The following is a 25,006-nucleotide window of genomic DNA, read 5'->3' on the forward strand; positions in this document are numbered from 1 at the left end:
CGTCCTAGACAGAAGTTCCATACGAGCGTCATAGACAGACGTTTAATACGTCTGTACATTCCTTCCCATGACGCACCCCGCCGCTCCCGCCCGGCTCGCCGGGCGCCGTGAATGGATCGCCTTCACGGTCCTCGTACTGCCGCTGCTCCTCGTCTCGATGGACGTCTCCGTCCTCTACTTCGCCATTCCGGCCATCACCCGCGAACTCGACCCGAGTGCCTCCCAGCAGCTCTGGATCTTCGACAGCTACGCCTTCGCCCTCTCCGGGCTGCTCATCACCATGGGCTCCCTCGGTGACCGCATCGGCCGCCGCAAGCTCCTCCTGATCGGCGCCGCCGCCTTCGGCCTCGCCTCCGTGGCGGCCGGGTACGCCGGCAGCGCCGAGATGCTGATCGCCGCCCGCGTCCTGCTCGGGGTCGGCGGCGCGACCCTGATGCCGTCCACGCTGGCCCTCGTGCGCAACCTCTTCCAGGACGACGGGCAGCGCGGCCGGGCCATCGCCCTCTGGTCCGGGGCCATGACCGCGGGCATCGCCCTCGGCTCCGTGATGAGCGGGGTGATGCTGAACCACTTCTGGTGGGGCTCGGTCTTCCTGATCAACGTGCCCGCGATGCTGCTCCTGCTGGCCCTCGTCCCGCTGCTGGTGCCGGAGTTCAAGGACCCGGCACCCGGCCGCTTCGACCTGGTGAGCGTCCCGCTGTCGGTCGCTGCCGTCCTGCCGGTCGTCTACGGGCTCAAGGAGATCGCCGCCGAGGGCTTCGAGCCGCTCCACGGCGCCTGCATCGCCGTCGGCCTGGCCTTCGGGTACCTCTTCGTGCGCCGCCAGCGCATCCGCGAGGACGCCATGGTGCCCCGGGCCCTCTTCCGGGGTCGCGCCTTCGGGACGGGCATCGGCCTCAACACCGTCGCCGCCTTCGCCATCATGGGCTCGGCCTACTTCACCACCCAGTACCTCCAGTCCGTGCTGGGGATGGGCACCCTGGAGGCCGCCCTGTGGAGCCTCGCCCCCTCGATCCCCATCGGCGCCGCCGCCCCGATCTCGGCGACCCTGGCCCGGACCACCGACCGCGCCCACGTCATCGCGGGCGGCTTCGTCCTGGCCGCCGCCGGCTTCGGGGTGGTCTCCCTCGTGGGCACCGACTCGCTGTGGCTCGCCCTGACCGGCGCCGGGGTGCTGGGCTGCGGCATCGTCACCGTGATGTCCCTGGTCTCGGACATGGCCCTGGCCGCGGCCCCCGCCGAGAAGGCCGGCTCCGCCGCCTCCCTGCTGGAGACCGGCCAGGAGTTCGGGGGCGCCCTCGGCATGGCGCTCCTGGGCAGCCTCGGCACCGCCGTCTACCGGGACGACCTCGCCGGTGCGGAGCCCGCCGCCCGGGAGACCCTCGGCGGCGCCGTGGCCACCGCCGGGCAGCTCGGCGGCGAGGCGGGCGGGGCCCTGCTGGCCCTGGCCCGCGAGGCATTCGTGCACGGCATGCGGTACGCGGCCTGGGGCGGCGCCGCGCTGCTGCTCGTGGCCGCCGGCGCCGCCCTGGTCCTGCTGCGGGGGGTCGGCTCCCCCAGCGCCGCGGCCGAATCGGCCGACCGCGAGCGGACGCCGGTGGGCTGAGCCCCGTAGGACGGCGGGAGGCGCCGGCGGAGCACGGCGCCGGACACGCGGAAGGGCCCGAGGTTCCCACCTCGGGCCCTTCCGTTCGCGCGGGTCCGGGACTCAGCCCAGGTTGACCGTACGGGCCGAGGCCGCGCCGATCTCGGCGGAGATGGTCGCGAGGACCTCCACTGGGACCTCGGCGTCGACGGTGAGGACGACGAGGGCCTCGCCGCCCTCCTCGGCCCGGGCGACCTGCATGCCCGCGATGTTCAGACCGGCCTCGCCGAGCAGCTGCCCGACCTTGCCGACCACGCCGGGGCGGTCGGTGTAGCGGAGCACGATCATGTGGTCGGCCAAGGCCAGGTCCACGTCGTACTCGCCGACGCCCACGATCTTCTGAAGGTGCTTCGGGCCCGCCAGGGTGCCGGAGACCGACACCTCCTGACCGTCCGAGAGGGTGCCGCGGACGGTCACCACGTTGCGGTGGTCCGGGGACTCCGAGCTGGTGGTGAGGCGGACCTCGACACCGCGCTCCTGCGCGAACAGCGGGGCGTTGACGTAGGAGACCGTCTCGTCGACGACGTCCTCGAACACACCCTTGAGGGCCGAGAGTTCCAGCACCTTGACGTCGTGCTGGGTGATCTCGCCGCAGACCTCCACGTCGAGGCGGACCGCGACCTCGCCCGCGAGGGCGGTGAAGATGCGGCCGAGCTTCTCGGCGAGGGGCAGGCCCGGACGGACGTCCTCGGCGATCACGCCGCCCTGGACGTTGACCGCGTCCGGCACCAGTTCACCGGCGAGCGCGAGGCGCACCGACTTGGCGACCGAGATGCCGGCCTTCTCCTGGGCCTCGTCCGTGGACGCGCCGAGGTGCGGGGTGCAGACGACCTGGTCCAGCTCGAACAGCGGGGAGTCCGTGCAGGGCTCCTTCGCGTACACGTCGAGACCGGCGCCGGCGACCCGGCCCTCCTTGATGGCCGAGTACAGCGCGGCCTCGTCCACGATCCCGCCGCGGGCGGCGTTGACGATGCGGACCGAGGGCTTCACCTTGTGCAGCGCCTCGTCCCCGATGAGACCGAGGGTCTCGGGGGTCTTGGGGAGGTGCACGGTGATGAAGTCGGCGACTTCGAGGAGCTCGTCCAGCGTCAGCATCTTGACGCCCATCTGGGCGGCGCGCGCGGGCTGTACGTAGGGGTCGTACGCGACGATCTTCATGCCGAAGGCCGACATGCGCTGGGCGACCAGCACGCCGATGCGGCCGAGGCCGACGACACCGAGGGTCTTCTCGCTGAGCTCGACGCCCGTGTACTTGTTCCGCTTCCACTCGCCGTTCTTCAGGGCGGTGTTGGCCTGCGGAATGTTGCGGGCCGTCGCGACGAGCAGGCCACAGGCCAGCTCGGCGGCGGTGACGATGTTGGAGGTCGGCGCGTTCACGACCATCACGCCCGCCTTGGTGGCGGAGGAGACGTCGACGTTGTCCAGGCCGACACCCGCTCGGGCGACCACCCTGAGCTTCTTGGCGGCGGCGATGGCCTCGGCGTCCACCTTGGTGGCGGAGCGGACCAGGATCGCGTCCACGTCGACGATCGCGGGCAGCAGCTCCGCGCGATCGGCACCGTTGACGTGCCGGATCTCGAAGTCCGGACCGAGCGCGTCCACCGTTGCGGGCGACAGCTCTTCGGCGATGAGTACGACAGGTTTCGAGCTCACGTGGGTCCTCACAAGTCCAGTGCGGACGGCCGTCCCGACGGCCGCAGGCGGTGGAGGGGGTAGCCGCGTGGAAGACGCACGACACTGTGGGCCTGACGCGTTGTGTTGAGCAGTGTAGTGGCGGATCCCGAGCAGAACTCCGCCTGTACGTAAGGATCACCCGTCCGTGATTGGCCGAGGTGGACAATCCGCTGTGCGGGAGGCCTCGATTCAGGCCATCGCGCCCCGTACGGGTGGGGCGCGGCGGGGCCGGGACGCACGGTCCCGGCCCCGCCGCGCAAGAGATCAGCTCTCGTCGTTGTCGACCCAGCTCATCAGCTTGCGGAGCTTCTTGCCGGTGGTCTCCAGCAGGTGGGCCTCGTCGGCCTTCTTGTACTCGTTGTACTTCGGCAGACCGGCCTTGTACTCGGCCATCCAGGTGTTGGCGAACTCGCCGTCCTGGATCTCCGCGAGGACCTTCTTCATCTCGGCCTTGGTGGCGTCCGTGATGATGCGGGGACCGGTGATGTAGTCGCCCCACTCGGCGGTCTCGGAGACCGACCAGCGCATCTTCTCCAGGCCACCCTCGTACATGAGGTCCACGATGAGCTTCAGCTCGTGGAGGCACTCGAAGTACGCGATCTCCGGCTGGTAACCGGCCTCGGTCAGGGTCTCGAAACCGGCCTTGACCAGGGCGGAGGCGCCACCGCAGAGGACGGCCTGCTCACCGAACAGGTCGGTCTCGGTCTCCTCGGTGAAGGTCGTCTTGATGACACCGGCGCGCGTGCCACCGATACCGGCCGCGTACGACAGCGCCAGGTCGAAGGCCTTCTTCGTGAAGTCCTGCTCGACGGCCGCGATGCAGGGAACGCCGCGACCCTCCTCGTACTGGCGGCGGACCAGGTGACCCGGGCCCTTCGGGGCGACCAGGGCGACGTCCACGTTGGCCGGGGGCTTGATGAAGCCGTAGCGGACGTTGAAGCCGTGGCCGAAGAAGAGCGCGTCGCCCTCCTCGAGGTGCTCCTTGATGGACTCCTCGTAGATCTCGGCCTGGAGCGGGTCCGGGGTCAGGATCATGATGACGTTCGCCCACGCGGCGGCCTCCGACACGGAGACGACCTTCAGACCCTGCTCCTCGGCCTTGGCCTTGGACTTCGAGCCCTCCTTCAGACCGACGACGACGTCGACGCCGGAGTCACGGAGCGACAGCGCGTGGGCGTGGCCCTGGCTGCCGTAACCGATGACCGCGACCTTGCGGCCCTGGATGATGGACAGGTCGGCGTCGTTCTCGTAGAACAGCTCGGCCACTGGGATATCTCCTTGGTGCGCTGGTGTTGCTCCCACCGTACGGCGGGGAACGGAATCTTGGTTTCTGGGTCTCGCCATGCGAACTGCGGCGTGTCGGATCGGCGCCGCCGAGGCGCCGCTCAGGCGCTGCGGTCGAGCGCGCGCAGGCTGCGGTCCGTGATGGACCGGCCGCCGCGCCCTATGGCGATCGTTCCGGACTGGACGAGTTCCTTGATGCCGAAGGGCTCCAGCATCTTGAGCATGGCGCCCAGCTTGTCGGTGCCGCCGGTGGCCTCGATGGTGACGGCGTCCGGGGAGACGTCGACGGTCTTGGCACGGAAAAGCTGGACGATCTCGACGATCTGCGAGCGCGTCTCGTTGTCGGCGCGGACCTTCACGAGGACGAGTTCGCGCTCGATCGCGTTGTGCTGCTCCAGCTCGACGATCTTGAGCACGTTGACCAGCTTGTTGAGCTGCTTGGTCACCTGCTCCAGCGGGAGGTCCTCCACGTTCACCACGATGGTGATGCGGGAGATGTCGGGGTGCTCGGTGACGCCGACCGCGAGGGAGTCGATGTTGAACCCGCGGCGGGAGAACAGGGCGGCGATCCGGGCGAGGATGCCGGGCGTGTTCTCGACCAGGACGGAGAGCGTGTGCTTGGACATGTGAGTCTTTCTCTCTCTCGGCTCTCTCGGCTCAGTCGTCTTCGTTGTCGCCGAAGTCGGGGCGGACGCCCCGCGCTGCCATGACCTCGTCGTTGGAGGTGCCGGCGGCGACCATCGGCCACACCATGGCGTCCTCGTGGACGATGAAGTCGACCACGACCGGACGGTCGTTGATCGCGTTGGCCTCGGCGATGATCCGGTCCAGGTCCGCCGGGTCCTCGCAGCGCAGCGCGACACAACCCATGGCCTCGGACAGCTTGACGAAGTCCGGGACGCGGGTGCCCTTGCGGGGGGCGCTGGACTCACCGAGCTGGGAGCCCACGTCGTGGCCGGTCTCGTCGGCGTGCAGCACCGTGTTGGAGTAGCGCTGGTTGTAGAACAGGGTCTGCCACTGGCGGACCATGCCCAGGGCGCCGTTGTTGATGATGGCGACCTTGATCGGGATGTTGTTCAGGGCGCAGGTGGCCAGTTCCTGATTGGTCATCTGGAAACAGCCGTCGCCGTCGATCGCCCAGACCGCCTGCTCCGGCTTGCCGACCTTGGCGCCCATCGCGGCGGGCACCGCGTAACCCATGGTTCCGGCGCCGCCGGAGTTCAGCCAGGTGCGGGGCTCCTCGTACTTGACGAAGTGGGAGGCCCACATCTGGTGCTGGCCGACGCCCGCCGTGAAGATCGTGCCCTTCGGCGCCAGCGCGCCGATCCGCTCGATGACCTGCTGGGGCGAGAGGCTGCCGTCCTCGGGCAGGTCGTAGCCCAGCGGGTAGGTGTCGCGCCAGCGGTTGAGGTCGTTCCACCAGGCGCTGTAGTCACCGGCGTTGCCGTCGGTGTGCTCCGCTTGGACCGCCTGGATCAGATCGGCGATGACCTCACGGGCGTCACCGACGATCGGGACGTCGACCTCGCGGTTCTTGCCGATCTCGGCGGGGTCGATGTCCGCGTGGATGATCTTGGCAAACGGGGCGAAGCTGTCGAGCTTGCCGGTGACGCGGTCGTCGAAGCGGGTGCCCAGCGCGATCAGCAGGTCCGACTTCTGGAGCGCGGTGACGCCGGTGACGCTGCCGTGCATGCCCGGCATGCCGACGTGCAGCGGGTGGCTGTCGGGGAAGGAGCCCAGCGCCATCAGGGTGGTGCAGACCGGGACACCGGTCAGCTCGGCGAGCACCTTCAGCTCGGCCGTGGCGCCGGACTTCATGATGCCGCCGCCGATGTAGAGGACCGGGCGCTTGGCGGCGCAGATGAGCTTGGCGGCCTCGCGGATCTGCTTGGCGTGCGGCTTGGTGACCGGCCGGTAGCCCGGCAGGTCCATGGACGGCGGCCAGGAGAAGGTGGTCTTCGCCTGGAGGGCGTCCTTGGCGATGTCGACCAGGACCGGGCCCGGACGGCCGCTCGCCGCGATGTGGAAGGCCTCGGCGATGGTCCGCGCGATGTCCTCGGCCTTGGTGACCAGGAAGTTGTGCTTGGTGATCGGCATGGTGATGCCGACGATGTCCGCTTCCTGGAAGGCGTCCGTGCCGATCGCCTTCGAGGAGACCTGGCCGGTGATCGCGACGAGCGGGACGGAGTCCATGTGCGCGTCGGCGATCGGGGTCACCAGGTTGGTGGCGCCGGGGCCGGAGGTGGCCATGCAGACGCCGACCTTGCCCGTGGCCTGCGCGTAGCCGGTGGCGGCGTGGCCGGCCCCCTGCTCGTGGCGGACCAGGATGTGACGGACCTTCTTGCTGTCCATCATCGGGTCGTAGGCCGGGAGGATGCAGCCGCCCGGGATACCGAAGACGGTGTCGCACCCCACCTCTTCGAGAGAGCGGATGAGGGACTGCGCACCCGTGACGTGCTCAACTGCGGTGGGCTGGTGCCCACCCGTACGGGGCCGCGGCTGCGGATGGTGGGCCCCGGAGGCCTGCTCGGTCATCGGCATTCTCTTCTCGAAGCTGAGGGTTTTACGAGGAGCGGGTGTGCCCCGGGCCAGGTCCGGGGGCGTGTGCCAGTGCAACAAAAAACCCCTCGTGCCTGGTGGCAAGCGAGGGGAGCGCGTCGGAAGCGTTGAGCGGGGACATGGTGGTCCCAGCTTCAGCCGACGCGCTTTCCAAGTACGAGAATTCGGGTGCGCATGGCACTGACCCTCCCTCCGGCGGGAGGTGGATGTCAAGCGGGTGGGACGGGCGTCTCATTATTTGAGCCTCTACGGATGACCATCGAACCTCCGGACGCCCCTCCGGCCAAGGCCGGCAGGGCGGAACCGCCCGGTACTGGGAACGTACCCCTCACCAGCGCGCGCCGCAGCCTGTATTCGTCGAGCGGCCCGGAGAAGGCCATCCCCTGGCCGTGGGTACAGCCCATCGCGCGCAGGGCCAGCACCTGCTCCGGCAGGTCCACCCCCTCGGCCACGGATTGCATGCCCAGGTCATTTGCAATACGCAACAATCCTGCGGTGATCTTGTGCAGTCTGGCGGACTCCACGACCCCTTCCACCAGCCCCCGGTCCAGCTTGAGCAGGTCCACGGGCAGTCGACGGAGGGCACTGATGGCCGCGTAGCCGCTGCCGAAGCCGTCCAGGGCGATCCGTACGCCGAGACGGTGCAAGGCCGTCAGGCGGCGTTCCAGCTCGTCGAAGGGGACTCTGGGGTCGGAGGCGGCCAGTTCCAGGACCAGGGCGCCCGAGGGCAGTCCGTGCCGGTTCAGCAGCGCCTCGACGGAGCCCCGGGGCAGCGAGCGGTCGAGCAGCCGCTGGGCGGTCATCCGGACGACCACCGGTGCGTCGTGCCCGGCCCGCCGGCGCTCGGCGGCCTGCTCGACGGCCTCCTCCAGCAGCCAACGGCCCAGTTCCGCCGTGCGCGAGGCGTCCTGTCCGGCCGCCGCGCCCTCGCCGCGTTCGGCCACCCGCAGGAATTCGGCCGGGGTGAAGAGGATCCCCTGGGCGGACCGCCAGCGGGCCTGGGCGGCGATGGCCGTGACCTCCCCGGAGGCCAGTGAGACCACGGGCTGGTGCAGCAGGACGAACTCCCCCTCGTGCAGCGCGGTGCGCAGCCGCCCGGCCAGCTCGGCCTTGCGCACCACCTCGGCCTGCATCTGGGGGGCGTACAGCTCGACGCGGTTCTTGCCCGCGGCCTTGGCCCGGTACATGGCGAGATCCGCGTTGCGCATCAGGTCCGAAGGGGTGATGCCGGGGTCGGCGAAGGCCACGCCGATGCTGGCGGCGACCCGGACCTCGCTCCCGGCGATCCGGTAGGGCTGGGAGAGGGTGGTGCGCAGCCGGTCGGCGATCTCGTGGACCTGGTACTCGCGGGCGCTGCGATCACGGCTGCCGTCGCCCAGGATGAGGGCGGCGAACTCGTCCCCGCCGAGGCGGGCGGCGGTGTCCCCGGCCCGGACGGCGTCCTGGAGCCGGTGGGCGGCCTCGACGAGCAGCTCGTCGCCCGCCTGGTGGCCGATGGTGTCGTTGACGGCCTTGAAACCGTCGAGGTCGATGAAGAGCACCGCGCTGCTGTGGTCCCCGGCGCGGCGCCCGGTGAGGGCTTGGCGGACCCGGCGGGTGAAGAGGGCCCGGTTGGGCAGGTCGGTGAGCGGGTCGTGCTCGGCGCTGTGCTGGAGCTGGGCCTGGAGCCGGACCCGTTCGGTGACGTCCCGGCTGTTGAGGATCAGCCCGCCCTGGTGCCGGTTGACGGTGGACTCCACGTTGAGCCACTCGCCGTCGCCCGATCTGAACCGGCACTCGATGCGGGTGGTGGGTTCCTCGGCGGGCGGCGCGGCCAGGAAGCGGCGGACCTCGTGGACCACTCTGCCGAGGTCGTCGGGGTGGATGAGGGCGGCCAGCTCGCTGCCGACCAGCTCCTCGGCCTCGCGGCCGTAGACCCCGGCGGCGGCGGGGCTGACGTAGCGCAGGGTCCCCGTGGGTGCGGCGATCATGATGACGTCGCTGGAGCCCTGGACCAGGGAGCGGAAGTGGTTCTCCTTCTGGGCCAGTTCCTGGGTGAGCGCGATGTTGTCGAGGAGCATGATGCCCTGGCGGATCACGAGGGCCAGGACGACGGTGCAGCCGGTGAAGACGACCATCCGGTCGACCTTCCTGCCGTCCACGACGTTGTAGAGGATCCCGAGGGTGCAGACCGCGGCCGCCAGGTACGGGGTCAGCGCGGGCAGCGAGCCGGTGATGGGCCGGCTGTGCGGGCGCTCGCCTCGCGCCGAACCGCTCCGCTCGACCGGCTCGGGCCGGTGTGCCCCCCAGGGGGCGTACGCGAGCAGCAGCGAGCCGGCGAACCAGCCGGCGTCGAGGATCTCGCCGGAGCGGTAGGTGGTGTTCAGCAGCGGCGAGGTGAACAGGGCGTCGCTCAGGACGGTCAGGGCGAGGGCCGCGATGGCGGTGTTGACCGCGGAACGGTTGTTCGCCGAGCGGCGGAAGTGCAGGACCAGCACCATCGAGACCAGGGCGATGTCGAGGAGCGGGTAGGCGAGCGACAGCGCCGCGCGCGGGACGCTGCCGGGCGCTCCCGACTGGGCGGTGCGGGCGGCGTTGGCGAGGGCCAGGCTCCAGGACAGGGTCAGCAGCGAGCCGCCGATGAGCCAGGAGTCGAGTCCGAGGCAGACCCAGCCGGCCCGGGTGACCGGTCGCTTCGCGAGGACGAGCAGGCCCACGATGGCGGGCGGCGCGAAGCAGAGGAAGGCGAAGTCGGCGAGGGAGGGCGCGGGCACCGCTCGTCCGAGGATCACCTCGTACCAGCCCCAGACGGCGTTCCCGAGGGCGCCCATGAACGAGGAGAAGGCGAACATCAACCAGGCGGGACGCTCACGCCGGTCGACCGTACGCGCGTAGTGGTAGCAGGAGACCGCGGCGAGTAATCCGGCGGTGCTGAGACCGAAGTCGCCCATGAAGTTGGCGAGCTCGTCGGAACCCCAGCCGAGGGCGGCCCCGACGGCGTACCCGCCGCTGACCACCGCGAGGAGGAGCTGCGCCGCCAGACCCTTGCCGCCGCCGACGGGCGGGCGGGTCAGGAGCGCGGCCCCCGGGGCGCTCACCGCTCCCCCTCGCCGGCTGGTTTCGGTGCAGCCCAGTCTCGACAGCGTCGCCTCCGGCGGCTGCGCCGCGTCGGGTCCTTCGTCCATTGGCCGTGCATCGCCCGTCGCCCCCCAAAGTGTCCGATCACTCCCCAGCGCCAGACGTACGTGGCGCAGCCCCTTCTTCCGGACGATACACCACTTTCGTTACTCAGCGACATAGCTTCTCTACTCTCCGTCACCACAAGGGGAGTTGTGGCCACGGCCCGCGCACGCGTGGTCGCTAAGCGTGGGCAACGCGCCCCCGTGGGGCGTCAGTCGGTGATCAACACGGTGTTGTCGACGGGCTCCCCGGCGGCGAACCGGGTGAGCTGGCGGGCGACGAGACGCTTGGCCCGGGGCTCGAACGCCGAGCTGCTCCCGCCGACATGAGGGGTGATCAGGACATTCGGAGCATGCCAGAGGGGGTGGCCGGCCGGCAGCGGTTCCGGGTCGGTGACGTCCAGCGCGGCGTGCAGCCGGCCTGATTCCAGCTCCACCAACAGGGCGCCGGTGTCCACGACGGGGCCGCGGGCGACGTTCACGAGCAGGGCGCCGTCCTTCATGCGGGCGAGGAAGGCGGCGTCGACCAGGCCCCGGGTGTCCTCGGTGAGCGGGGTGCAGAGGATCACCACGTCGGCCTCGGGGAGCAGGCCGGGGAGGTCGGCGAGGGCGTGGACACGGCCGTGCGCCGCGGTGCGGGCCGAGCGGGCGACGCGTTCGATGCGCCCGCACTCGAAGGGGCGCAGCCGGTCCTCGACGGCCGCGCCGATGGATCCGTGGCCGACGATCAGGACGGAGCGGTCGGCGAGGGCCTCGTAGAAGCCACCGCGCCACTCCTCGCGGTCCTGGCCGCGGACCATGCCGGGGATCCCGCGCAGGGAGGCGAGGATCAGGGTGAGGGCCAGTTCCGCGGTGCTCGCCTCGTGGACCCCCCGGGCGTTGCAGAGGCGGACTCCGGCGGGCAGGTCGGACAGGCCGGCGGTGATGTTGTCGATGCCGGCGGTGAGGGTCTGAACCACGCGCAGGGCGGGCATGCGGGGCAGCGGGCGCAGGGTCACCGCCTGGGACTTCATGTAGGGCGTGACGTAGAAGACGCAGTCGGCCGGGTCCCCGGGGAACTCGTCCTCGCCGTCCCAGCGTCGGTACCGGAAGGCTTCGGGCAGGCCCGCCACCTCCTCCGGGGGGAAGGGGAGCCAGACGTCCCCGGCCGGCGCGGGCGCGGTCTTGGCGGGGGGCTCGGGGGTCGGGGCGGGAATGGCTGCAGTCATGATCAGGAGGCTATGCGAACCGATCCGGATCGAGCCGTTAGTTTGAGGGCCGGAGCCGGAGGGGGACGCAGGGGTGGAGCGCAGGTCGATCGGAGCGGGACCGCTGACGGTGGGAGCCATCGGGCTCGGCTGCATGCCGATGAGCTGGGCCTACGCACCTTCGCCCCACCGGGGCGAGGAATCCCTGCGGACCCTGCACACGGCGCTGGACCTCGGGGCGAACCTGCTGGACACGGCCGATGTGTACGGCCCGTTCACCAACGAACTGGTGGTCGGGCGGGTCCTGCGGGAGCGGCGCGCGGAGGCCTTCGTATCGGCCAAGGTGGGGCTGCGGGCGGGTGAGCAGCACGTGGTGGCCGACGGGCGGCCGGGGTACGTGCGGCGGGCCTGCGACGCCTCGCTGCGGCGGCTGCGGACCGACGTCATAGACCTGTACCAGTTGCACCGGGTCGATCCGGACGTGCCGGTGGAGGAGACCTGGGGCGCCATGGCGGAGCTGGTGGCCGCGGGCAAGGTGCGGGCGCTCGGCTTCTGCGCGCTGGGCGCCGGGGCCGGTCCGGGGGCGGGCCGGCGCGGGGACCGCGCGTACGCCTCGACGTTGCGGCACCTGGAGCGGGTCCAGCAGGTGTTCCCGGTGACGGCGGTGCAGGCGGAGCTGTCGGTGTGGTCCCCGCAGGCGGCGTGGCAGCTGCTGCCGTGGTGTGCCGCGCGGGGCGTGGGGGTGCTGGCCGCGATGCCGCTGGGCAGCGGGTTTCTGACCGGGACGCTGACTCCGGGAGAGGGCTTCGAGGACGCGGACGTGCGGGCCCGGCACCCCCGGTTCACGGCGCACGCGATGGCCTCGAACCAGGTGCTGCCGGCGGGGCTGCGGCGGGTGGCCCGGCGGCACGGGCCCGAGGTGACGGCGGCGCAGGTGGCGCTGGCGTGGGTGCTGGCCCAGGGGCCGCACGTGGTGCCGGTTCCGGGGGCGGCTCGGGCGCACTGGGCGGCGGAGAACGCGCGGGCGGACCGGGTGCGGCTGTCGGCCGGGGAGCTGGCCGAGATCGCGGCGCTGCCGGCGGCGGTGGGAGCCTGGGACTGAGGGCTCCGCGTCCTGCGGTGCGGCGTCGGACGGGCGGCGGGTCGGACTGCGGATCGGGCCGCGGATCGGGCGGCGGCGGATCGGCCTTGGATCGGCTCGGATCCGCCTCGACCCTCGTCACGACCACTCGATCGAGTGTACGAGTGGCGGAACTCGGGGAGGGTGCGGCGCTGTTGGAACAGGTGGAAGGCAGGACCGTGGGAGTCGAGGAGGCGAGGGCCCGGGGCGGGCGCTCGGGAGCCTCGCGGGGTGAGGGGAGCGGGACCATGCGGGACGAACGGACGCGGGAGCCGTCGGCGGGACGGTACGGGGGCGGCCGCGCACGGCGCCGGGGCGCGTCGGCCGCGCTCGCGTTGGTCGGGTGCGGGGCGCTGCTGACGGCGGGCTGCGGCGGCCCGGACGCGCAGCCGTGGGCCGGCCCGGGCACGTCGCCACCGGCGGGGTCGCCTTTGGCGGGCCGCTCGGGGACCGCGGGCCCGCCCGAGGCCTCGGGAGCGCCGGCAGCGCCGGCCAAGGGGTCCGTGACGGTGGCGGGGGAGGTCGCGAAGGGCCTGGAATCCCCCTGGGGGGTGGCCCCGCTGCCCGGCGGGGACCTCCTCGTCGCCTCCCGGGACAAGGGCACCATCAGCAGGGTCGCGACGGGCTCGGGAGCGGTGACGCAGATCGGGAAGGTCCCGGGGGTGGCCCCGGGCGGTGAGGGCGGGCTGTTGGGGCTCGCGCTGTCGCCTTCCTTCGCCACGGACCGGCTGGTGTACGCGTACTTCACGACCGAGTCCGACAACCGCATCGCCCGGATGCGCTACGACGAGCAGCGGGGACCGGGGCAGCAGTTGGGGGCTCCGGACACGGTGCTCCGGGGCATTCCCAAGGGCGTGATCCACAACGGCGGCCGGATCGCCTTCGGCCCCGACAGGATGCTCTACGCCGGTACCGGCGAGAGCGGTGACAAGGGTCTGGCGCAGGACCGGAAGTCGCTCGGCGGCAAGATCCTTCGGATGACCCCGGACGGGCAGCCGGTCCACGGCAATCCGGAGGCCGACTCGGTCGTCTACTCCTACGGCCACCGCAACGTGCAGGGCCTCGCCTGGGACAAGGACAAGCGGCTGTGGGCCGCCGAGTTCGGCCAGAACACCTGGGACGAGCTGAACCTGATCCGGCCGGGCGGCGACTACGGCTGGCCCGAGGTGGAGGGGAAGGCCGGACGGCCGGGGTTCGTCGATCCGGTGGCGGTGTGGAAGCCGGACGAGGCCTCCCCGAGCGGGATCGCCTGGGCCCAGGGGTCGATCTGGATGGCCGGGCTCAAGGGCGAGCGGCTCTGGCGGATCCCGCTCAAGGGGGAAACGGCGGTCGCGGACCCGGAGGCCTTCCTGACGGGGACCTACGGGCGGTTGCGGACGGTCATACCGCTCGACGGGGACAGATTGCTGCTGGTCACGAGCGAGACGGACGGCCGCGGGTCGCCACAGGCGGGCGATGACAGGATCCTGACCCTGACGGTGCGCTGACGGGCCGGCCCCCGGGATGCGCGGCGCCCTAACGACGGCCCGCGGGGGTCGAGGGCTCGGGGACGAGTGGGGTGAAGAGGCGCAGGCGGTGCGCGAGGGCGGCGGCCTCGCCCCGGCCGGAGACGCCGAGCTTGGCCAGGATGTTCGACACGTGCACGCTGGCCGTCTTCGGGGAGATGAAGAGTTCCTCGGCGATGCGGCGGTTGGTGCTGCCGACGGCGACCAGGCGCAGGACGTCCCGTTCGCGGCTGGTCAGGCCCAGGGCCTCGACGGGGTCGAGGTCCGGGGCGTCCGGGCTCGGGCAGGGGTCCTCGGGGGTCAGGGGGACGCGGGCGCGGCGGGCGAGGAGGGCCAGGTCCTCGCGCAGCCGGCGGCAGTCGAGCCGGTCGGCGCAGGCGTGGGCCTCGCGGAGCAGGTCGGCGGCGCGTTCCCGGTCCTCGCCCGAGGCCAGCAGGGCCTCGGCGAGCCGGCGACGGGCGCGGGCCAGCAGGTAGGGGCGCTCCAGCGGGCGCACGGCCTCCTCGACCGCGGTCCAGTCGGCGACGGTGTCCCGGGCCTCGGCCCGCAGCAGCTCGGCCCTGAGGTACTCGGCGTGGGCCACCCAGATCGGGGTCGGGGTGGCCAGGCGCCGGGCGGCGGCGCCCAGCAGCCCGACGGCGGCGTCCCGGCCCGCGTCGACGGCGGGCAGACCCCGGGCGTCGGCTTCGGCGGAGGCGGCGGCCAGCAGGAGGGGCCACGCGTAGCGGTGCTGGCCCAGCGAGAAGCCGTAGGCGACGGCGTCGGCGGTCTCGGCGCGGACGTCGGCGATCCGGCCCTCCGCCTCGGCCACGCCGATGGCCAGCCGGTAGAGCGGGATGCGGTGCTGGGGCTGGGTGTCGTGGGTGCCGAAGTGTTCGTAGGCGGCGCCGAGTTGCCGGGCGGCTTCGGTGACGTCGCCTTGGGCCAGGGCCAGGTAGGACAGGCGGGCGGCGGCGGTCCCGCGCGGGAGCGCGCCCTGGCCGCCGCGCAGGGTCAGCCGGGCCTCCTCCGCGGCCTCGTCCCAGCGGCCGAGGCTGTAGAGGCTCTCCGCCAGGTTGCCCCGGATCCAGGCCTCGGTGTCCAGCAGCCGGGACTTGGCGACGAGCTTGATCCCCTGTCCGGCCAGTTCCACCGCTTCGGCGGAGCGGCCGAGTCCTTCGAGTTGAGAGCTGAGGTTGATGTGCGCACGTCCGGCGAGCAGGGTGAAGCCGAGTTCGGTGGCCCGGTGCAGGACCTCGCGGATCTCGGCGAGACCGTTCTCGGCGTCGCCGGAGTCGGCGAGCAGGGAGCCCCGGGTGATCCGCGCGTTGAGCTCGGTTTCCTCGGCGCCGACCATCCGCGCGTACTCCACGGCCCGTTCGGCGGCGACCAGGTTGGCGGGGCCGGGATTGTGGAGCATCCCCCAGCCGGCGGCGTGGACGAGGACCTCGGCGTGCACCTGCGACGGGGGCAGCCCCTTGACCAGTTCCTGCGCCCTGGCGATCTCCTCCCAGCCGTCGCCCCGGGCCATGGCCACGGTCAGCCGGGAGCGTTCGGTCCAGAACCAGGCGGCGCGCAGCGGGTCGGAGCCGTCCTCGTCGAGGATCCGCAGGGCCAGCTTGACGAGCTTCAGCGCGCGTTCGCGTTCGCCGCCGAACCGGGCGGCGACCGTGGCCTCCGCCAGCAGGTCGAGGCGTTGCAGCGGGGTGGTGGCCGGGTCGCAGCCGCAGGGCGGGTACACGTCGGTGTAGTCGGCCGGGCGCAGCTCCGCGCGGATCTCCTCCGGGACGGACTCCCACAGGTCCATGGCCCGCTCCAGCAGGCTCAGCTGCTCGGAGTAGGCGTGGCGCCTGCGCGCGGTCACGGAGGCGGCGAGGACGGCGGGCAGGGCCTTGGTCGGGTTGTTCGCGGCGTACCAGTAGTTGGCGAGCCGGATGACCCGCTCCTCGGCGCGCACGAGGGTCCCGTCGGCTTCGACGGCCTCGGCGTAGCGGCGGTTGACGCGGGCGCGTTCGCCGGGGAGGAGGTCGTCGCTGACGGCCTCGCGGACGAGCGAGTGGCGGAAGCGGTATCCGTCGCCGTCGCTGGTGGCGAGCAGGATGTTGGCTCCGACGGCGGCGCGCAGGGCGTCGATCAGTTCGTCCTCGCCCAGTTGCGACACGGCGCGCAGCAGGGCGTACTCGATGGTGGAGCCGCCCTCGGCGACGATGCGCACCACGCGCTGGGAGGCCTCGGGAAGCACTTCCACGCGGACGAGGAGCAGGTCGCGCAGGGATTCGGTCAGTCCGGTGCGACAGCCGCTCTCGTGGGAGGCGACGAGTTCCTCGACGAAGAAGGCGTTGCCGTCGGACCGGTCGAAGACGGAGTCCACGAAGGCGGGCTGGGGCCGGGTGTCGAGGATCCCGGCGAGCTGGCGGCGGACCTCGGCCCGGTTGAAGCGGGGCAGCTCGATCCGCTGGACGGTGCGCAGCCGGTCGAGTTCGGCGAGGAGCGGGCGCAGCGGGTGGCGGCGGTGGATGTCGTCGGCGCGGTAGGTGGCGACCAGGACGAGGCGGCCGCGGCCGAGGCTGCGGACGAGGTAGGAGAGGAGGTGGCGGGTGGAGGTGTCCGCCCAGTGGAGGTCTTCCAGGACGAGGACGACGGTGCGGTCGGCGGCGAGGCGTTCCAGCATCCGGGCCGTCAGCTCGAAGAGTCGGGCGGTGCTCTCCTCGTCGTGCGGGCCGCGGGGGGTCTCGCCGAGTTCGGGGAGGATCCGGGCGAGTTCGTCCTCCTGGCCGGCGGCGGCTGCGGCGAGTTCCTCGGGGAGTTGGCGCAGCAGGACGCGCAGGGCCGTCGAGAAAGGGGCGAAGGGAAGCCCCTCCGCCCCGATCTCCACACATCCTCCGACGGCGACGACCGCTCCGCGCCGGACGGCCTCGCCGAGGAACTCCTCGGTCAGTCGGGTCTTGCCGACTCCGGCCTCTCCACCGATGAGCAGGGCCTGCGGCTCCTGGTCCGCGGCGCGCGTCAGGGCGTCGACGAGTACGGCCAGTTCGCCGGCGCGGCCGACGAACACCGGGCTGACAGATCTGGTCTCCACGTCGCCGAGCATCGCACAGAGGTGCGGGCCGGCGGCACTCGATATCGCTGCGCTCTGCCTCACGTGTCGATCCACGCGGTCCGCGCCGCGGGTTACGCGGCCCGGGTGAAGAGGCCGCGGTGGCCTCTCACCGACCCTTCGGCCTCTTGGCTCCGGGAGGAGGAGCGGTCCGCCTTGCGGGCGGAGCGGGCCTCGCGGGCCATGCGGTACCGCTCGGCCTCGTGGATGAGCTCCTCGTGGCGGGCGGTGGCGATCTCGTACTCGAACATCTCGTACTCCCTGGTCGGGTTTCTCGGGCACCTCGTTCGGTGTGATCCAAGATTCGCTTCCCAGAGGGGTCCGCCGCATGGGGCGCATGCCGCATCTCTGTGGTCCGGGGGCCTTAGGCGCCGGCCTCGGGTTCCCCGGACGGCCCGGTACGGCCTAAGGGGGGTGCCTATTCAGCGGCGGTCGGGAGCGAGAGCAGGTCGAAGTACATGAAGCCGAAGAGCAGCACGCCGACCAGGGCGAGCGCGACGGTGGCCCAGGAGACGGAGCGGACCCAGACGGGCAGGACGCGGCCGGGGGCGCCGAAGGCGGGGCGGGCCAGGACGAAGACGGCGAGGAGGAGGGCCAGGGTGGAGACGACACCGTTGACGAGGGCGGTCATGTGCCAGGCGTCGCCGTACAGGGCGGCGATCTTCTCCTTGGCGCTGGCCGCGTTGACCGACTCGATCTGGCCGATCAGCGTCTGGCGCTCGGCGACCACGCGGGACACCCAGGTACCGCTGAGGGCGACGAGGGCGAGGCCGGCGGCGACGAGGGAGGTGGCCGCGGCGGCGACGCCACTGCTCTCGACGGGGGCGTCGTCCGCGTCGATCGCGTCGTCGTCCTCGAACTCCTCGACGGAGTCGGCCGGGGCGGCGGGGTCGACGGTCCCGGCGTCCGCGGCGTCCGTCGCGGGCGAGGCCTCCTCCCCGGTCCCGGTGGCCTCGGCCGGGGTGTTCGCCGCCGTCTTGTCCTCGGGGGCGGTGGGGGCGGGGGTCTTCGTGATGTCCATGCGGGGCACCGTAGGCGCCGTTTCTGAGAGGTTTCTGAGAGAGATCCGGAGGAAACGATTCCGGGCCGCCGTCGGGCCCGGAAGCCGTCCGTCAGCCGGTGGCGGGAGCCGCCGGGGAGGCGCCCCCCGCGGCGTTCCATTCGTGGGCGAGGACGGCCCAGACCTCGGTGTCCTGACGGGCGCCCCGGTGGAGGTAGCTCTGCCGCATGACGCCCTCGCGGGTCATGCCGAGGCGCTCGGCGACGGCGAGGCTCTTGGTGTTGGCGGAGGAGGCCCGCCACTCCACGCGGTGCATGCCGCGTTCCCGGACCGCCCAGTCGATCAGGATCCGGCAGGCCGCGGTGACCAGGCCCCGGCCCGCCGCGGCGGGCTCCAGCCAGCACCCCGCCTCGCAGTTGCCGGTGTCCGGTTCGAAGATCCTGAAGAGGACCCCGCCGACGAGGGTCCCGCCGACCCGGATACCGTAGAGCCGTCCGCCGTCGCCGGCGGTCTTCTGCGCGTAGGAGGCGAGGAAGGCCCGGGAGGACGCCGTGTCGGTGACGAAGTCGGGCAGTGCGATGTGCTCGCCGATGTACTCACGGCCGCGGTCCATGTGCGCGAGGAACTCCTCGGCGTGCCAGACCTCCAGGGGGAACAGCCGGGCGTCGTCGGCGAGGTCGATCGAGAACATGCGGGCTCTTCCTTGGGTGGCGTACTCGGAACGGTCGGGTCAGCGGGCGCTGCCGGCGGGTTCGGCCTCGTCCTGGCGCGGGGCGTGGTCGGCGCCGGGCCGCTGCGCCGGAAGTGTCGCACGGGGGCGACGCTCGGCGGGTTCGATGCTGATGCGGGGCAGTGCGCGGTCGAGCCAGGCGGGGAGCCACCAGTTCGCGCCACCGAGCATGTGCATCAGCGCCGGGACGAGCAGGGTGCGCAGAACGAAGGCGTCGAGGGCGACGGCCACGGCCAGCGCGATGCCGAACATCGCGATGAGCCGGTCCCCGCTGAGCACGAACGCCAGGAAGACGGAGATCATGATGACCGCCGCCGAGTTGATCACCCGGCTGGTCTCGGCGAGGCCGACGCGGACGGCCCGCCGGTTGTCGCCGGTGGCCAGCCACTCCTCGTACATCCGGCTGACCAGGAAGACCTGGTAGTCCATGGAGAGGCCGAAGAGCACCGACACCATGATCACCGGCAGGAACGGCTCGATGGGCCCGGCGCTGCCCAGCCCGAGGAGTTCGCTGCCCCAGCCCCATTGGAAGACCACCACGACGACCCCGAAGGAGGAGGCGACGGCCGCCACGTTCATGGCGGCGGCCTTCACGGGGATGCCGATGGAACGGAAGGCCAGCAGCAGGAGCACGCAGCCGAGGGCGACGACGACGCCGACGAAGAGCGGCAGCTTCCCGACGATCACCTCGGCGAAGTCGTCGTAGCCCGCCGTCACCCCGCCCACGTGGACCCGCGGCGAGCCGTCCGGCACGGCGGCGGGGATGACCTCGTGGCGCAGGGTGTCGACCAGCTCGCTCGTGGCCCGGGACTGCGGGGCGAAGTCCGGTACGACGGTCACCACGGCGGTGTCCCCGGCCCGGTTGAGGACGGCCGGTCCGGCGGAGGCGACCCCCTCGGTGGCGCGCAGGGCCTCGGTCAGCCGCTCGACGGCCACCCGGTCCGCCGCGCCGTCGAGCCGGGCGACGACGGTGAGCGGGCCGTTCGAACCCGGGCCGAACCCCTCGGCGAGGAGGTCGTAGGCCTTGCGGGTGGTGGAGCCGGCCGGGTTGTTGCCCTGGTCGGAGGTGCCGAGGTGGAGGAAGAGCGTGGGCAGTGCCAGCCCGACCATGACCAGGGTGGCGAGCAGGCCGAGCAGTTGGGGGCGGCGTTCGACGAACGCGGACCAGCGGGCCGCGAACCCGGTGGGCGATTCGGCCCGGGGCCCTTCGGCGGCGAGCCGGCGGCGTTCGCGGCGCGAGAGGGCCCGCACGCCTATGAAGGAGAGCAGGGCCGGCAGCAGGGTGACCGAGGCCGCCACCGTCAGGACCACGGTGAGGGAGGCGGCGATCGCGACCCCGTTGAGGAAGTTCAGTCGCAGGACGAGCATCCCGAGCAGGGCGATGCAGACGGTGGCTCCGGCGAACACGACGGCCCGGCCGGTGGTGGCCACGGCGCTTTCGGCGGCCTCCTCGACGTCCAGGCCGCGGGCCAGTTCCTTGCGGTGCCGGGTGACGATGAAGAGGGCGTAGTCGATGCCCACGCCGAGACCGACGAGGGTGCCGAGCATGGGGGCGAAGTCGGCGACGGGCATGGCGTGCCCGAGGAGGGTGATCCCGAAGTAGGCGCTGCCGACACTGACCAGGGCGGTCGCGATGGGCAGCAGGCTCGCGGCGAGGGAGCCGAAGGCGAGGAAGAGCACCACGGCGGCGATGGCGACGCCGATGGCCTCGGCGAGGTGGGCGCCGGGCGCCTCCGTCAGGCCGATGGCGCGGCCGCCGAGTTCGACCTGGAGCCCGTCCGCCCGGATGGTGGGGTTCTTGGCGGCGTGGACCACGGCCTCGGCCCGGGCCTTGGGCACGGAGTCGGCCGGCAGGTCGAAGGTGACCACCGCGTAGGCGGTGCGCCCGTCGGGACTGATCCGGGCGGCGTTCTCGGGGCCCGGCCCGTAGGGGCCGACGACCGATCCGACGCCGGGGAGGCCGGCGATCTCGTCCAACGCCCGCGCCATGCGCCGTTCGACGTCCGGGGTCCGCACGCTCTGGTGGTCCGGGGCCCGCCAGACAACGGTGTCGGTGTCCCCGCCCTGCCCGTGGAAACCCTCGCGGAGCAGCGCGTGGGCCTTGGCGGACTCAGTGCCGGGGACCTCGTAGTCGTTGGAGAAGGCGGTCCCGGCGGCCTGGGCGCCCGCGGCCGTGCCGCCGAGGGCGAGCAGCCAGAGCAGAACGGTGACGAGACGGTGGCGCATGCACCACCGCGCGATTGCTGCCAACGGACTGCGCTCCCTGGTGGTTCGGATCCTCACCGGGGAACGACCCGACGCGAGAACGCGAGGAGTCGTGATGGCCCGGCGGCCGGCCGAGGGGTCGCCTCGCCGCGGCCGGGGTGGTCTACACCTCCTCCAACGATCTCAGCGATTCGTGATCCTTGGCCCCTTTCGTGGGGATCGTCACAGGTCGGGCGGGAAGAACGGTGCGGCGGGCGGGACTTAGGTCAGTCGGCGAGCGGGACGGAAGGCCCGTCCGCGCGGTACCCGGGCAGGGAGGGCCAGCGGACGGTGAGCACGACGGAGTCCTCCTCCGCGTACCAGGAGTGGTCGACCCCGCGCCCCCACACCACGTAGTCGCCCTGCTCGGCGAGGACGACCGTGCGGCCGGGGAACTCCAGCCGGAAGCGGCCGCTGATGAGCACCTGGAGGGCGGTGCGGCGCTCGCCGGTCACCCACCGGCCGCGTTCGTCGCCCTTGGGGTGGACCCCCCACTTGATCTCGACGTCCTCGCTGTGGCGGGGATCGCCCGGGGGCTTGAAGTGTCCCAGGAGCCAGCCACGGTCGGCGGCGGCGTCCGGGCCGGCCTTGCCGGTGCGGACGACGAAGTCGGAGGCGGGGGCAGGGGCGGAGTCCGGGGTGGAGTCCGACGCGGGCGCCGGGCCGGTGCCCGGGGCGGCGGCGGATTGGGCGGAGGCGGCGGCGGATTCGGCGTTCACGGGGCGAGGCTAATGCAGTTGTGCGGCGGGCCGGAGCACTGGTGAGCTGGCCCGATGACGATGACTACCGATGAACTGCGCCGGGTGCGCGACCGCTACGACGCGGAGGTGCGCAGGGACGCGGTGCCCGACGCCGCACAGGCGCGCGTGGAGCGGGTGGGCCCGGTCGTCCGCCAGAGCGCGCCCGGGCTGGGCTGGAACGGCGTGCTGTGGTCGGACCTCGACGAGGGGAACGCGGACGCCGAGATCGCGGCGCAGGTGGCCTGGTTCGAGGCGCGTCGGGAGCGGGAGGGCGCGGAGGCGGCCGAGTTCGAGTGGAAGCTGTACGCCCACGACCGGCCGGCCGACCTCGGGGACCGGCTGCGCGCGGCCGGCTTCGTCCCGGAGGCGCCCGAGACCCTGCTGGTGGCGCGCACCGCCGATCTCGCCGCCCTGCCGGTGGAACCGCCGGAGGGGATCTCGCTGCGGGTGGTGCGGGACGATGCGGGGGTGGACCTGATGATGGCGGTCCACGGGCGGGCCTTCGGCACCGACCGTCCCCGGATCCGGGAGCAGGTGCTGAACCTGCTGCGCGAGGAACCGGACACCATCGAGGCGGTGCTGGCGATGGCCGGGGAGGTCCCGGTGAGCGGGGCCCGGATGGAGATGCGGCCCGGCAGTTCCTTCGCGGGCCTGTGGGGCGGCGGCACGGACCCGGCCTGGCGCGGTCGAGGCGTCTACCGCCTGCTGGTGGCGCACCGCGCCCGGATCGCGGCGCAGCGCGGCATCCCGTACCTCCAGGTCGACGCCTCCGACGACAGCCGCCCGATCCTGGAGCGCCTGGGCTTCGGGGTGCTGGGGACGACGATCCCGTACCTGTGGCAGGGCAACGCCGGCTGAGGTCCCGACGGGCGCGGTCGGCGGGGCGCGAGGCGGTCCTCCGCGCGGGCCCTGACCGGAAACGGCTTCCCCCGCCCGGGGCCGACGGGGCAGGATCGTCCCATGGAACGCACCGGACCACCGCTGACCGGCCCCGAGCGCGAAACCCTGCGCGCTTTCCTCGACTTCCACCGGGCCACCCTCGCCCGGAAGTGCGAGGGCCTCACCGACGAACAGCTGCGCCGACAGTCCTCCCCACCGTCCACCCTCTCCCTGCTGGGCCTCGTCCGGCACATGGCCGAGGTGGAGCGCCAGTGGTTCCGGCGCACCATCGGCGGGGCGCAAGCGCCCCACCTGTGGTCCGACGACCAGGACTTCCAGGCCGCCTACGACGCCACGGGCGCGACCCGCGCCGAGGCCTTCGCCGCCTGGGAGGCGGAGGTGGAGCACTCCCGGGCGGTCGAGGCCGGCGCGGATTCCCTGGAGGTGACGGTGTACGTCGCCAGGTGGAAGGAGGACGCGTCGCTGCGCCTGGTGATGCTCCACATGATCCACGAGTACGCCCGCCACAACGGCCACGCCGACTTCCTGCGCGAGGCGATCGACGGCGTCGTCGGGGTGTGACCCCGCCCCCGTCGGGGCACGCGCCGAACCCCCGACGACGACAACAACGACGGCCCCGCACCGGAGATCCGGTGCGGGGCCGTCGCGCGGAACGGGGAACTACTCGGAGACGCCCAGGCGCTCCAGGATGAGCTCCTTGACGCGCGCGGCGTCGGCCTGGCCGCGGGTGGTCTTCATGACCGCTCCGACCAGGGCGCCGACGGCGGCGACCTTGCCGCCGCGGATCTTGTCCGCGATGGCCGCGTTGCCCGCGATGGCCTCGTCCACGGCCGCGCCGAGCGCGCCCTCGTCCGAGACGACCTTCAGGCCGCGCTTCTCGACGACCTCGTCCGGGGTGCCCTCGCCGGCGAGGACGCCTTCGAGGACCTGGCGGGCCAGCTTGTCGTTGAGCTCGCCGCCCGCCACCAGGGCGGCGACGCGCGCGACCTGGACGGGGGTGATGGGCAGCTCGTCGACGACGACGCCCTGCTCGTTGGCGTTGCGGGCCAGCTCGCCCATCCACCACTTGCGGGCGGCCGTGGAGTCGGCGCCGGCCTCGATGGTGGCGACGATGGAGTCCACCGCGCCCGCGTTGAGGATCGACTGCATGTCGTGCTCGGTGACGCCCCAGTCCTGCAGGAGGCGGTTGCGGCGCACGCGCGGCATCTCGGGCAGACCGGCGCGCAGCTCCTCGACCCAGGCACGGGCCGGGGCGATGGGAACCAGGTCGGGCTCCGGGAAGTAGCGGTAGTCCTCGGCGTTGTCCTTGATGCGGCCGGCCGTGGTGGAGCCGTCCTCCTCGTGGAAGTGCCGGGTCTCCTGCACGATCGAGCCGCCCGAGGTGAGCACCGCGGCGTGGCGCTGGATCTCGTAGCGGGCCGCGCGCTCGACGGAGCGCAGCGAGTTGACGTTCTTCGTCTCGCTGCGGGTGCCGAACTCGGACTCGGGGGTGGGGCGCAGCGACAGGTTGACGTCGCAGCGCATCTGGCCCTTGTCCATGCGGGCCTCGGAGACGCCGAGGGCCTTGATGACCTCGCGCAGCTCGGCCACGTACGCCTTGGCCACCTCGGGGGCGCGCTCGCCGGCGCCCTCGATGGGCTTGGTGACGATCTCGATGAGCGGGATGCCGGCGCGGTTGTAGTCCAGCAGCGAGTGGGACGCGCCGTGGATGCGACCGGTGGCGCCGCCGACGTGCAGCGACTTGCCGGTGTCCTCCTCCATGTGGGCGCGCTCGATCTCCACGCGGAAGATCTCGCCGTCCTCCAGCTGCACGTCGAGGAAGCCGTTGAAGGCGATCGGCTCGTCGTACTGGGAGGTCTGGAAGTTCTTCGGCATGTCCGGATAGAAGTAGTTCTTCCGGGCGAAGCGGCACCACTCGGCGATCTCGCAGTTCAGCGCGAGGCCGATCTTGATGGCCGACTCGATGCCGATCTCGTTGACGACCGGGAGCGCGCCGGGCAGGCCCAGGCAGACCGGGCAGGTCTGCGAGTTGGGCTCGGCGCCCAGCTCGGTCGAGCAGCCGCAGAACATCTTGGTCCTGGTGCCGAGCTCGACATGGACCTCCAGGCCCATGACGGGGTCGAACGAGGCGAGAGCGTCCTCGTACGACAGCAGTTCGGTGAAGGTGGTCACGGTGAAACTTCC

The 25,006-nt window shown here is 72.2% G+C and carries 18 protein-coding genes; 5 read left to right on the top strand and 13 right to left on the bottom strand.

The annotated features are described in order from the left end of the window. Nucleotides 1-67 precede the first annotated feature (67 nt). Nucleotides 68-1,606 (top strand): MFS transporter, encoded by a 1,539-nt coding sequence (locus ACIOD1_RS00115; RefSeq protein ID WP_401899357.1) that lies wholly within the window; start codon nucleotides 68-70, stop codon nucleotides 1,604-1,606. 102 nt (nucleotides 1,607-1,708) lie between these two features. Here the strand turns inward: ACIOD1_RS00115 and serA are convergent, their stop codons facing one another. The 6 genes from serA to ACIOD1_RS00145 form a co-directional block, all read right to left on the bottom strand. Next, nucleotides 1,709-3,298, bottom strand: coding sequence for a phosphoglycerate dehydrogenase (serA, locus tag ACIOD1_RS00120; protein WP_365618119.1), 1,590 nt, complete (start codon nucleotides 3,296-3,298; stop codon nucleotides 1,709-1,711). A gap of 285 nt (nucleotides 3,299-3,583) precedes the next feature. Then, entirely contained in the window at nucleotides 3,584-4,585 is a 1,002-nt protein-coding gene (ilvC, locus tag ACIOD1_RS00125; protein WP_365618121.1) for a ketol-acid reductoisomerase, read from the bottom strand. Nucleotides 4,586-4,704: 119 nt separating this feature from the next. Then, nucleotides 4,705-5,229, bottom strand: coding sequence for an acetolactate synthase small subunit (ilvN, locus tag ACIOD1_RS00130; RefSeq protein ID WP_365618123.1), 525 nt, complete (start codon nucleotides 5,227-5,229; stop codon nucleotides 4,705-4,707). Nucleotides 5,230-5,260: 31 nt separating this feature from the next. Next, nucleotides 5,261-7,144 (bottom strand): acetolactate synthase large subunit, encoded by a 1,884-nt coding sequence (locus tag ACIOD1_RS00135; RefSeq protein WP_365618125.1) that lies wholly within the window; start codon nucleotides 7,142-7,144, stop codon nucleotides 5,261-5,263. 227 nt (nucleotides 7,145-7,371) lie between these two features. Further along, a complete protein-coding gene (locus ACIOD1_RS00140; protein WP_401900391.1) occupies nucleotides 7,372-10,239 on the bottom strand; it encodes a putative bifunctional diguanylate cyclase/phosphodiesterase in 2,868 nt (955 codons plus the stop codon). 293 nt (nucleotides 10,240-10,532) lie between these two features. Continuing rightward, the gene (locus tag ACIOD1_RS00145; protein WP_401899358.1) at nucleotides 10,533-11,528 is read right to left on the bottom strand and encodes a 2-hydroxyacid dehydrogenase; all 996 of its coding nucleotides are present in this window, start codon (nucleotides 11,526-11,528) and stop codon (nucleotides 10,533-10,535) included. A gap of 73 nt (nucleotides 11,529-11,601) precedes the next feature. Here ACIOD1_RS00145 and ACIOD1_RS00150 point away from each other — a divergent pair, with 73 nt between their 5' ends. Continuing rightward, entirely contained in the window at nucleotides 11,602-12,609 is a 1,008-nt protein-coding gene (locus tag ACIOD1_RS00150; RefSeq protein ID WP_365618131.1) for an aldo/keto reductase, read from the top strand. A gap of 266 nt (nucleotides 12,610-12,875) precedes the next feature. Further along, nucleotides 12,876-14,114: a PQQ-dependent sugar dehydrogenase gene (locus tag ACIOD1_RS00155; protein WP_401899359.1), complete on the top strand. Its 1,239-nt coding sequence runs from the start codon at nucleotides 12,876-12,878 to the stop codon at nucleotides 14,112-14,114. Nucleotides 14,115-14,142: 28 nt separating this feature from the next. On the opposite strand, the gene ACIOD1_RS00160 is transcribed toward ACIOD1_RS00155, so the two are convergent. From ACIOD1_RS00160 to ACIOD1_RS00185, 6 genes are all read right to left on the bottom strand, one after another. Beyond that, nucleotides 14,143-17,202: an AAA family ATPase gene (locus ACIOD1_RS00160; RefSeq protein WP_365618591.1), complete on the bottom strand. Its 3,060-nt coding sequence runs from the start codon at nucleotides 17,200-17,202 to the stop codon at nucleotides 14,143-14,145. An 80-nt stretch (nucleotides 17,203-17,282) separates the two neighbouring features. After that, nucleotides 17,283-17,459 carry a hypothetical protein gene (locus tag ACIOD1_RS00165; RefSeq protein WP_365618135.1) on the bottom strand — a complete coding sequence of 59 codons (177 nt, stop codon included), beginning with the start codon at nucleotides 17,457-17,459 and terminating at the stop codon, nucleotides 17,283-17,285. A 167-nt stretch (nucleotides 17,460-17,626) separates the two neighbouring features. Beyond that, on the bottom strand, nucleotides 17,627-18,229 hold the full coding sequence (locus ACIOD1_RS00170) for a hypothetical protein (protein WP_365618137.1): 603 nt from the start codon (nucleotides 18,227-18,229) through the stop codon (nucleotides 17,627-17,629). A gap of 91 nt (nucleotides 18,230-18,320) precedes the next feature. After that, nucleotides 18,321-18,899 (bottom strand): GNAT family protein, encoded by a 579-nt coding sequence (locus ACIOD1_RS00175; RefSeq protein WP_365618139.1) that lies wholly within the window; start codon nucleotides 18,897-18,899, stop codon nucleotides 18,321-18,323. Nucleotides 18,900-18,938: 39 nt separating this feature from the next. After that, a complete protein-coding gene (locus tag ACIOD1_RS00180) occupies nucleotides 18,939-21,188 on the bottom strand; it encodes an MMPL family transporter (RefSeq protein ID WP_401899360.1) in 2,250 nt (749 codons plus the stop codon). Between the two features lie 221 nt (nucleotides 21,189-21,409). After that, nucleotides 21,410-21,901: a signal peptidase I gene (locus ACIOD1_RS00185; protein WP_401899362.1), complete on the bottom strand. Its 492-nt coding sequence runs from the start codon at nucleotides 21,899-21,901 to the stop codon at nucleotides 21,410-21,412. Between the two features lie 60 nt (nucleotides 21,902-21,961). Between ACIOD1_RS00185 and ACIOD1_RS00190 the strand changes: the two genes are divergently transcribed. Both ACIOD1_RS00190 and ACIOD1_RS00195 read left to right on the top strand, forming a co-directional pair. Further along, on the top strand, nucleotides 21,962-22,780 hold the full coding sequence (locus ACIOD1_RS00190) for a GNAT family N-acetyltransferase (RefSeq protein WP_401900394.1): 819 nt from the start codon (nucleotides 21,962-21,964) through the stop codon (nucleotides 22,778-22,780). Between the two features lie 102 nt (nucleotides 22,781-22,882). Next, nucleotides 22,883-23,383 carry a DinB family protein gene (locus ACIOD1_RS00195; RefSeq protein WP_365618144.1) on the top strand — a complete coding sequence of 167 codons (501 nt, stop codon included), beginning with the start codon at nucleotides 22,883-22,885 and terminating at the stop codon, nucleotides 23,381-23,383. A gap of 99 nt (nucleotides 23,384-23,482) precedes the next feature. On the opposite strand, the gene gatB is transcribed toward ACIOD1_RS00195, so the two are convergent. After that, complete coding sequence (gene gatB, locus ACIOD1_RS00200; RefSeq protein WP_401899363.1) at nucleotides 23,483-24,994, bottom strand: Asp-tRNA(Asn)/Glu-tRNA(Gln) amidotransferase subunit GatB; 1,512 nt, start codon at nucleotides 24,992-24,994, stop codon at nucleotides 23,483-23,485. Between the last annotated feature and the right edge of the window lie 12 nt (nucleotides 24,995-25,006).

The organism is Streptomyces sp. NPDC088097 (genome assembly GCF_044741845.1).
GTDB lineage: Bacteria > Actinomycetota > Actinomycetes > Streptomycetales > Streptomycetaceae > Streptomyces.

What these genes read in the sequence shown, in the direction of transcription:
- ACIOD1_RS00170 (WP_365618137.1), bottom strand. Translation starts at nt 18,229, where the DNA reads ATGGACATCACGAAGACCCCCGCCCCCACCGCCCCCGAGGACAAGACG.
- ACIOD1_RS00165 (WP_365618135.1), bottom strand. Translation starts at nt 17,459, where the DNA reads ATGTTCGAGTACGAGATCGCCACCGCCCGCCACGAGGAGCTCATCCAC.
- ACIOD1_RS00155 (WP_401899359.1), top strand. Translation starts at nt 12,876, where the DNA reads ATGCGGGACGAACGGACGCGGGAGCCGTCGGCGGGACGGTACGGGGGC.
- ACIOD1_RS00175 (WP_365618139.1), bottom strand. Translation starts at nt 18,899, where the DNA reads ATGTTCTCGATCGACCTCGCCGACGACGCCCGGCTGTTCCCCCTGGAG.
- ACIOD1_RS00135 (WP_365618125.1), bottom strand. Translation starts at nt 7,144, where the DNA reads ATGCCGATGACCGAGCAGGCCTCCGGGGCCCACCATCCGCAGCCGCGG.
- ACIOD1_RS00145 (WP_401899358.1), bottom strand. Translation starts at nt 11,528, where the DNA reads ATGACTGCAGCCATTCCCGCCCCGACCCCCGAGCCCCCCGCCAAGACC.
- ACIOD1_RS00195 (WP_365618144.1), top strand. Translation starts at nt 22,883, where the DNA reads ATGGAACGCACCGGACCACCGCTGACCGGCCCCGAGCGCGAAACCCTG.
- ACIOD1_RS00115 (WP_401899357.1), top strand. Translation starts at nt 68, where the DNA reads ATGACGCACCCCGCCGCTCCCGCCCGGCTCGCCGGGCGCCGTGAATGG.
- ilvN (WP_365618123.1), bottom strand. Translation starts at nt 5,229, where the DNA reads ATGTCCAAGCACACGCTCTCCGTCCTGGTCGAGAACACGCCCGGCATC.
- ACIOD1_RS00190 (WP_401900394.1), top strand. Translation starts at nt 21,962, where the DNA reads ATGACTACCGATGAACTGCGCCGGGTGCGCGACCGCTACGACGCGGAG.
- ACIOD1_RS00160 (WP_365618591.1), bottom strand. Translation starts at nt 17,202, where the DNA reads ATGCTCGGCGACGTGGAGACCAGATCTGTCAGCCCGGTGTTCGTCGGC.